Origin of the sequence: Halomonas sp. 3D7M (genome assembly GCF_014897885.1) — a bacterium.
Taxonomy (GTDB): Bacteria; Pseudomonadota; Gammaproteobacteria; order Pseudomonadales; family Halomonadaceae; genus Vreelandella.
Genome location: NZ_JABUZF010000177.1, coordinates 4,988 through 12,421 on the forward strand (window position 1 = coordinate 4,988; position 7,434 = coordinate 12,421).

Below are 7,434 nucleotides of genomic sequence, written 5' to 3' on the forward strand. Positions count from 1 at the left end.
AACGGGTTCGGGCACTTTAAGCCTTAAACGTTCACGGAGCTCCCTTAAGCAAGCATCTAGTAAGCGCTCATGAGGGTTGATGAAGCCTCCGGGTAATGCCAGAAGTCCTTTACCCGGTGCAGCCATTCGCTTTACCAACAAAATATGGCCTGATTGGACGACAACTGCATTAACAGTCACAAAAATGGGCGGATAGGGGGCTTGTGCCCAAGCTTGTTTGTATTGATCGAGTAGCTGCTGCTCTTCCAGTAGGCCGTGGTAGGCAGTACCTTTGCAAAACTTGTCAACGCTTTTGACGACTTCTGGTGGTAAGTCGTGGTAGGCGCCTGTGCTCAAATAGTCATCGGTAGAACCCGGTGAGCGAAACAACCGCTCACGTATTTGACTCGCTGAAATACCTTCAACGAGTGGCACACTGATGGACTCCCATTGGGGGAAAAGCGATAAATAGTAGCTTGATTGTCCTCTGCTCGCGCCAATCAAACCAATACGGGGTAAGCGAGCGTTGGCAGGGGACGTCAAATCACGCACTTTGCGTTGCACATCACGTACCCACACATCATCGTTATAAAGCGCATCAAGTAGTGGCGTGATTTCCAGGCGTTGATTGTCTTGATCATCAAACCCAGAACGAATCATTGCCTGTCGCTCATCGAACGTCCACGGGTTGCGTAAAGAGCGTGCCTGCCAAGCAGAGCCCACTAATACAATGACTTGGCGTGCCTGTTTTAACGCCTCTCGGATAATGGCAAGGTGGCCAAGGTGGGGAGGCTGAAAACGACCAATAAACACCAAGCAATCAAAGTCGTAAGCCGTAGTAGAGTTAACAGCATCCGAATTCATAACGCTTCCTTGGTCGTGGGTGAGAAAGTAGCAGAGAAAAGAGAGCCATTATGAAGTGGGCAGTTAAGGTGCGCAATGCGCCTCCGCCTGCGCTCAACGTTTTAGTTCGGTATGATTGTTAGATGTATCTTGCGCTAGTGCTTGATAGGGACACTCTTTTGTTAAGGGAATGAATATGCTGAAAAAAACGATCACTTTTTGGTGGAACGTGGTTCAAGATGCGACGGCGTTATGGCTTGAACGAAATGCCTTCAGCTATGCCGGATCATTAGCGTTCTACACACTCTTCTCCTTGGCGCCTACCGTGATTATCGCGGTAACAGTGATTGGCGTGGTGCTGGGTGAAGATGCCGCTCAAGGTCAAATAGTTGCTCAGCTTCAGGACACGTTAGGCGCTGATGCAGCACTTGCGATTGAGCAGGCTGTTGCTCAGTCACGTATCGAAGAGTCAGGTATCTTACCAACAGTGCTTGGCTTTGTAGCCTTGTTAGTGGGTGCCACAACCGTGTTTGCGCAAATGCAATTTTCGCTCAATACCATTTGGGGCGTCACTGCAAAACCCACCTCCAACAGTGCTCTTATCTTTATAAAAAATCGTTTGCTTTCCTTAACCGTCGTGTTGTCTATTGGCTTCATTCTACTCGTATCGTTAGTGCTGGGGGTTGTCTTGCGAGGGATGCTCCACGGAGCCGGTAATTTATTACCCTATGCCAGTTTATTAACGACATCGCTTGAGTCATTAATCTCACTGGCGATGGTGGCATTGTTATTCGCTACTATTTTCAAAGTGTTGCCGGATGTTGTTCTCCGTTGGCAAGATGTGCTGATTGGCGCGATAGTAACTGCTGTGTTGTTTACAATTGGGCGCAGCGTTATTGCTATTTATTTAGCATATACCGCCACAGCGTCGACCTATGGTGCAGCGGGGTCTGTTGTGATGATTTTGTTATGGGTATATTACAGTTCATTAATCCTACTATTTGGCGCCGCTTTTACTCGCTCCTTGCTACTTCGGCGTGGGCGGCCATTGGTGCCACGTAATAGTGCAGTGCTGGTGAAGCGAGAGTTAGTGTAAGACAAGAATTGGTTTAAAAAAGGTGGGTAGAAAGAGCGAATATCAACAGATTTCAGCCTGTCGATTTATCAGGCTGAAGTCTATAAACGCTATTGTATAAACACTGAGAGGACAGTTTATGCCTACTTGTTGTGTACGTGCCTATGTAACAGGAAAAGTGCAGGGAGTATGGTTTCGGCGTTCAACACAGGAACAAGCGCTTCAGCGAGGGCTAACGGGCTACGCCAAAAACTTACCTGATGGGCGGGTAGAGGTGTTGCTATGTGGCAATTCCACTGCCGTATCTACGCTAACTGAATGGTTATGGCAGGGGCCCGAAGGAGCGCAGGTAACCCATGTCACTATTGAAGTGCTGGATGGCCACCGCGCTCCCGATCATTTTGCGACCTATTAATCAGTGCTTAATACGTTCGCCTCAGTTTGCCATTGCTTAATATTATCAGCAGTGAGCGCCACAATGTTCTGGCGAGCCTCAGGCGTGATCCAGGCATTGTGAGGGGTCACTATCAAATTAAGTGCCTCGCCTTCTGCTAATGCTGTTAATAAAGGGTGTCCGTCTTTCGGCGGCTCAGTGGGCAGCACATCAACTGCTAACCCTCCAATCTTGCCAGCACGAAGCGCCTCAAGTGCCGCTTCTTCATCGATGATGCCGCCCCGGGCACAGTTGACTAATAGCAGTGATGACTTTGCGTTTGCCAAGCGTGTGCGATTAATAAGGTGCTTGGTTGTTTCGTTAAGCGGGCAATGCAAGCTAATAATATCTGCCGTCGGTAATAAATCGTCGAGAGAGGGCCGTTTATCGTTTGATTCATTGCCAGGGCGAGCAGCAAATGTAACCTTCATTCCAAATGCTTCAGCTAAACGTGCCACTTCTGAGCCAAGCTCACCTTGCCCCACCATCACCAGATGCTTATTGGAAAGCTGCAGCGTCGAGTGAGCTTGTAAGCAAAAGAAATCGCTGCGCTGCCATTCGCCTTGTGCGATGTCAGCTTGATAGCGAGGCAAACGGTTTGCTAATGCCAGCATAAGCAGTAATGTATGCTGAGAAACGCTTGCTGTTCCGTAGGCGGAGACGTTCTTTACAAGAATGTTTTGGGCTTTAGCTGTGTCGAGATCAATATTGTTAAGCCCTGTCGCCAGCACACATATAAGCTTGAGTTTAGGTAAGGCTGATAGTGTTTCTGCGTTCAGTACAACCTTGTTGACGATCGCTATGTCCGCATCCGACAAGCGCTCACTTGCCTGTTCGGCAGTGCTTTGCTGGTACACCTCTAAATGACTAACAAGGTCTCGAATTGCTGTTAGATCGATATCCGCGCCTAAGCTCTCGGCATCCAGCATTACCGCATTGGGCATTTTTCTTTTCTCCATTATCTGCCGAAAGGCACTTGGCCTTGCTCAGCAGGGGGCACAAAAGGGTATAATGTGTCGCTCTATCAACCGCAGTCTTGGAATTTATCCCAGCAGGCCACATATTCTTTGCCTGGCAAGCGTTGTTTTGCCACTAGTTTATACAAACTTAGCCTGTCGGAGTTGAGCTTTTCAGGAGTTATCAACATGCCCATCTATGAGTACGAGTGCAAGGCCTGCGGTCATCGCATGGAAAAATTGCAGAAAATCAGTGCGGATCCGCTGAAGGATTGCCCCGCGTGCCAGCGAGCCAGTCTTGAGCGTTTGGTCTCGGCGGCTGGTTTCCGCCTTGCTGGCGGCGGTTGGTATGAAACCGATTTTAAAACAGGAAGTAAGAAAAACTTGGCAGCAGAAGGCCAATCTACTTCTAGCACTGGTGCCACAAGCGATACCAGTAGCGCATCAACGAAAAAGGGCGCCGCGGCTTAGCCGCGGTTGTCAGGGTCACAACGGCCCACGACAATCTCATTGCCACGTAACAGAACAGGATTAGACATGCGCAGCCATTATTGCGGCCAGCTTAACGAAACTTTGGTGGAACAAACGGTCACTGTCTGCGGTTGGGTACATCGCCGCCGTGATCATGGTGGGGTCATCTTTCTGGATATGCGCGATCGCGATGGCATCGCTCAGTTCGTTGTCGACCCAGATACCGCCGAGGCATTTGCTAATGCTGACCGTGCTCGCAGTGAGTACGTGCTTCGTATTATTGGCCGTGTCCGGCTGCGCCCTGAAGGAACGCAAAATCCTAACATGCCAACGGGCATGATTGAGGTATTAGCTAAAGAGGTGGAGGTGCTCAACACAGCTGCCACACCACCTTTTCAGTTGGATGAGCACAACAAAGTAGGCGAGGAAGTTCGCTTAAAGCATCGCTATATCGACCTTCGACGCCCGGATATGATTGAGAAGCTGCGCTTGCGTTCGCGTATTTCTCACAACGTCCGCGCTTACTTGGAAAACCAAGGCTTCCTGGATATCGAGACGCCGGTATTGACTCGCGCAACACCTGAAGGTGCCCGCGACTACCTCGTTCCTAGCCGGACACATGCAGGCAGCTTCTTTGCACTACCGCAGTCGCCACAGTTGTTTAAGCAGCTGTTAATGGTGGCCGGTTTCGATCGCTACTACCAGATTGCTAAATGCTTCCGTGATGAAGATCTGCGGGCTGATCGCCAGCCTGAATTCACGCAAATCGATATCGAAGCCTCTTTTGTGGAAGAAGACGATATCATGGGCATTACCGAAGCCATGATTCGTCAACTCTTCCAGGAAGTGCTGAGCGTTGAGCTGCCTGAGTTCCCACGCATGACCTGGCAGGAAGCAATGGATCGCTTTGGCTCTGATAAGCCTGATCTGCGCATTCCGTTAGAATTGACCGATGTTGATGACCTGATGCAGCAGGTTGATTTCAAGGTCTTCTCGGGCCCTGCAAGTGCGGAAGACGGCCGCGTAGCAGCATTGAAAGTGCCAGGTGGCGCCAAATTGTCTCGTAAAGAAATCGACGAATATACTAAGTTCGTTGGTATTTACGGTGCCAAAGGGCTTGCGTGGATTAAGGTCAATGAGCGTGCCAAAGGGCTTGAAGGTCTTCAATCACCCATTGTTAAGTTCATGGAAAATGTGGTTGAAGAGCTGCTTGATCGCGTAGGCGCTGAAGATGGCGATATCATTTTCTTTGGTGCGGATAAAACGCGCATCGTCAATGAAGCCATTGGTGCATTACGCGTCAAGTTAGGTGCCGACCTTGAGCTTTACACCCAGGCGTGGGCACCGTTATGGGTTGTCGATTTCCCGATGTTTGAAGCGGACGACAACGGTCGCCTCAGCCCGTTACATCACCCGTTTACTGCACCTTCTTGCTCGCCAGAAGCGCTTAAAGCTGACCCAGCAAAAGCCTTGTCGCGTGCCTACGACATGGTGCTTAACGGAACCGAGCTTGGTGGTGGTTCCATTCGTATTCACGATCAAACCATGCAAAGCACTGTGTTTGAAATTTTGGGCATTGGCCAAGAGGAAGCGCAAGAGAAGTTTGGCTTCCTGCTGGATGCGTTGCAATACGGCGCGCCTCCCCATGGCGGCCTAGCGTTCGGTTTAGATCGTTTAGTGATGCTGATGGCTGGAGCTAAGACAATTCGTGAAGTGATTGCCTTCCCGAAAACCCAAAGCGCCGGCTGTTTACTGACTGATGCACCAGGTGAAGTCAGCGCGGATCAGTTGAAAGACTTGAACATCCGTCTGCGCCAAAAAGCGAAAGCAGAGACCGCCAGCGAATAATCGCTCAGCTCTGCTTTGTAGCTCAGCAACGAGAAGTTCGCCAACTAGTAGTTCAGCACCGACGTTTAGGCGTCGGTGTTTTTGTTTGAACCGCTCGCTACCAATAGGACAGCTGCCATGGATGAAAAACAGCCCGCTCCCGCGATTAGGATTTTGGGTATCGACCCTGGTTCGCGTATCACGGGCTATGGGGTCATCGATTTAATAGGTGTTAAGCCTCATTATGTCGCCAGTGGCTGCATTAGAACGACCGATGGCCCTTTAGAGCAGCGTTTGGCGCAAATTTATGCAGGTTTAAGCGAAGTAGTGGGGCTGCATCGGCCCGATGCCGTCGCCGTTGAGCGAGTCTTTATGGCTAAAAATCCCGATTCAGCACTGAAGCTTGGCCAAGCACGGGGCACGGCTCTCGTCTGCATCGCGAATCACGGTCTGAACATTGCAGAATACGCAGCAAGGCAGATCAAACAAGCCGTTACGGGCCAGGGAGGCGCGGAGAAAAGCCAGGTGCAGCATATGGTCACCGCTATTCTGCAGCTCTCTTCAACGCCACAGGCGGACGCCGCGGATGCGCTAGCTATCGCGCTTACCCATGCGTATGCAGGACATGGCTTACTTGCCACACCCGCTAAGGGCAGTCGTCGGCGCAGCACAGGGCGGTGGCGGCTTTAGTTGCTTACTGGTCATTTGTACAGAGTGTCTTTATAGTAAATGACTGCTTTTTATTATTGCGAGCATACCTATGATCGGTCGTATTAATGGCTTTTTGTTAGAAAAGCACCCCCCTTGGATTGTGGTTGATGTGCATGGTGTCGGTTACGAGCTTGAAGCCTCTATGAACACCCTAGTGGCACTTCCAGCCGTAGGAGAGAGCGTATCCATGTATACGCATCTTACAATTCGTGATGATGCCCATTTGCTTTACGGCTTTGGCCGTGAACAAGAGCGTGCACTGTTTCGCGCCCTAATCAAAGTCAACGGCGTAGGGCCAAAGCTTGCACTAGCCATCCTTTCCGGAATGGATGAAGCCGCCTTTATGCGCTGCGTCCGTGACGACGATAGTAAAGCACTGACGAAGCTTCCGGGCGTTGGTAAAAAAACTGCCGAGCGGTTAATTATTGAAATGCGTGACCGTTTCCCTGAATGGGAGAACGCGGCGGATGCGCCCCTCGCGTTAGAAGCGGCGAATGGAGAGCCTGCTCCCCGTGACTCGTTAGCAGATGCGGAAGCTGCCTTGGTGAGCTTGGGCTATAAGCTTACTGAAGCCTCAAAAATGCTGGCTGACATTAATCCCAAGCAGTCAACAGAGACGATTATTAAAGCCGCGCTGACAAAACGCATGACTGGGTAACAACGTGGGTTATTTCATGGAACGACTGATAGTGCGCACTTTATGTTAGAACATGACCGATTAATCGCGGCTGAGCCCGAACAAGGGGAAGGGCGTATTGATCATGCTATTCGTCCCAAACATTTAAAGGATTATATTGGGCAACCGCGAGTACGCGAGCAGCTTGAAATTTTCATGGGAGCCGCAAAGCTACGTCAGGAAAGCCTAGATCATACCTTGGTATTTGGGCCCCCTGGGCTTGGTAAAACAACGCTTGCGAATATTATTGCTACCGAGATGGGGGTAGGGCTGAAGTCAACTTCTGGCCCAGTGCTTGAGCGTGCAGGTGATTTAGCCGCCATGCTGACGAACCTTGAGCCAGGTGACGTGCTGTTTATTGATGAAATTCACCGGCTGTCCCCCGTGGTAGAAGAGGTGCTTTATCCGGCAATGGAAGATTTCCAGCTGGATATTATGATCGGTGAAGGGCCCGCTGCCCGCT

At 50.4% G+C, this 7,434-nt stretch carries 9 protein-coding genes; 7 read left to right on the plus strand and 2 right to left on the minus strand.

Annotated features, from left to right (window positions below):
• Positions 1 to 843, minus strand: an 843-nt coding sequence (locus INT22_RS09885) for a bifunctional nicotinamide-nucleotide adenylyltransferase/Nudix hydroxylase (protein ID WP_226912574.1), incomplete at its 3' end; no start/stop codon positions are given.
• A 175-nt stretch (positions 844 to 1,018) separates the two neighbouring features.
• On the opposite strand from INT22_RS09885, the gene INT22_RS09890 reads away from it, so the two are divergent.
• Together INT22_RS09890 and INT22_RS09895 are read left to right on the plus strand one after the other, a co-directional pair.
• Complete coding sequence (locus INT22_RS09890; RefSeq protein ID WP_089038401.1) at positions 1,019 to 1,918, plus strand: YihY/virulence factor BrkB family protein; 900 nt, start codon at positions 1,019 to 1,021, stop codon at positions 1,916 to 1,918.
• A gap of 118 nt (positions 1,919 to 2,036) precedes the next feature.
• Entirely contained in the window at positions 2,037 to 2,312 is a 276-nt protein-coding gene (locus tag INT22_RS09895; RefSeq protein ID WP_089038400.1) for an acylphosphatase, read from the plus strand.
• Here the strand turns inward: INT22_RS09895 and INT22_RS09900 are convergent.
• Positions 2,309 to 3,274, minus strand: a complete 966-nt coding sequence (locus tag INT22_RS09900; protein ID WP_193060384.1) for a D-2-hydroxyacid dehydrogenase — start codon at positions 3,272 to 3,274, stop codon at positions 2,309 to 2,311. The two genes, INT22_RS09895 and INT22_RS09900, sit on opposite strands and share 4 nt — an antisense overlap.
• Before the next feature lie 201 nt (positions 3,275 to 3,475).
• Here INT22_RS09900 and INT22_RS09905 point away from each other — a divergent pair, with 201 nt between their 5' ends.
• From INT22_RS09905 to INT22_RS20665, 5 genes are all read left to right on the plus strand, one after another.
• On the plus strand, positions 3,476 to 3,757 hold the full coding sequence (locus tag INT22_RS09905) for an FmdB family zinc ribbon protein (protein ID WP_038484338.1): 282 nt from the start codon (positions 3,476 to 3,478) through the stop codon (positions 3,755 to 3,757).
• A gap of 66 nt (positions 3,758 to 3,823) precedes the next feature.
• The gene (gene aspS, locus INT22_RS09910) at positions 3,824 to 5,605 is read left to right on the plus strand and encodes an aspartate--tRNA ligase (protein ID WP_193060385.1); all 1,782 of its coding nucleotides are present in this window, start codon (positions 3,824 to 3,826) and stop codon (positions 5,603 to 5,605) included.
• 117 nt (positions 5,606 to 5,722) lie between these two features.
• On the plus strand, positions 5,723 to 6,274 hold the full coding sequence (ruvC, locus tag INT22_RS09915) for a crossover junction endodeoxyribonuclease RuvC (RefSeq protein WP_193060386.1): 552 nt from the start codon (positions 5,723 to 5,725) through the stop codon (positions 6,272 to 6,274).
• Positions 6,275 to 6,344: 70 nt separating this feature from the next.
• Positions 6,345 to 6,953, plus strand: coding sequence for a Holliday junction branch migration protein RuvA (gene ruvA / locus INT22_RS09920; RefSeq protein ID WP_193060387.1), 609 nt, complete (start codon positions 6,345 to 6,347; stop codon positions 6,951 to 6,953).
• A 42-nt stretch (positions 6,954 to 6,995) separates the two neighbouring features.
• Positions 6,996 to 7,434: AAA family ATPase (locus INT22_RS20665; protein ID WP_226912575.1), on the plus strand; the 439-nt coding region annotated here is incomplete at its 3' end.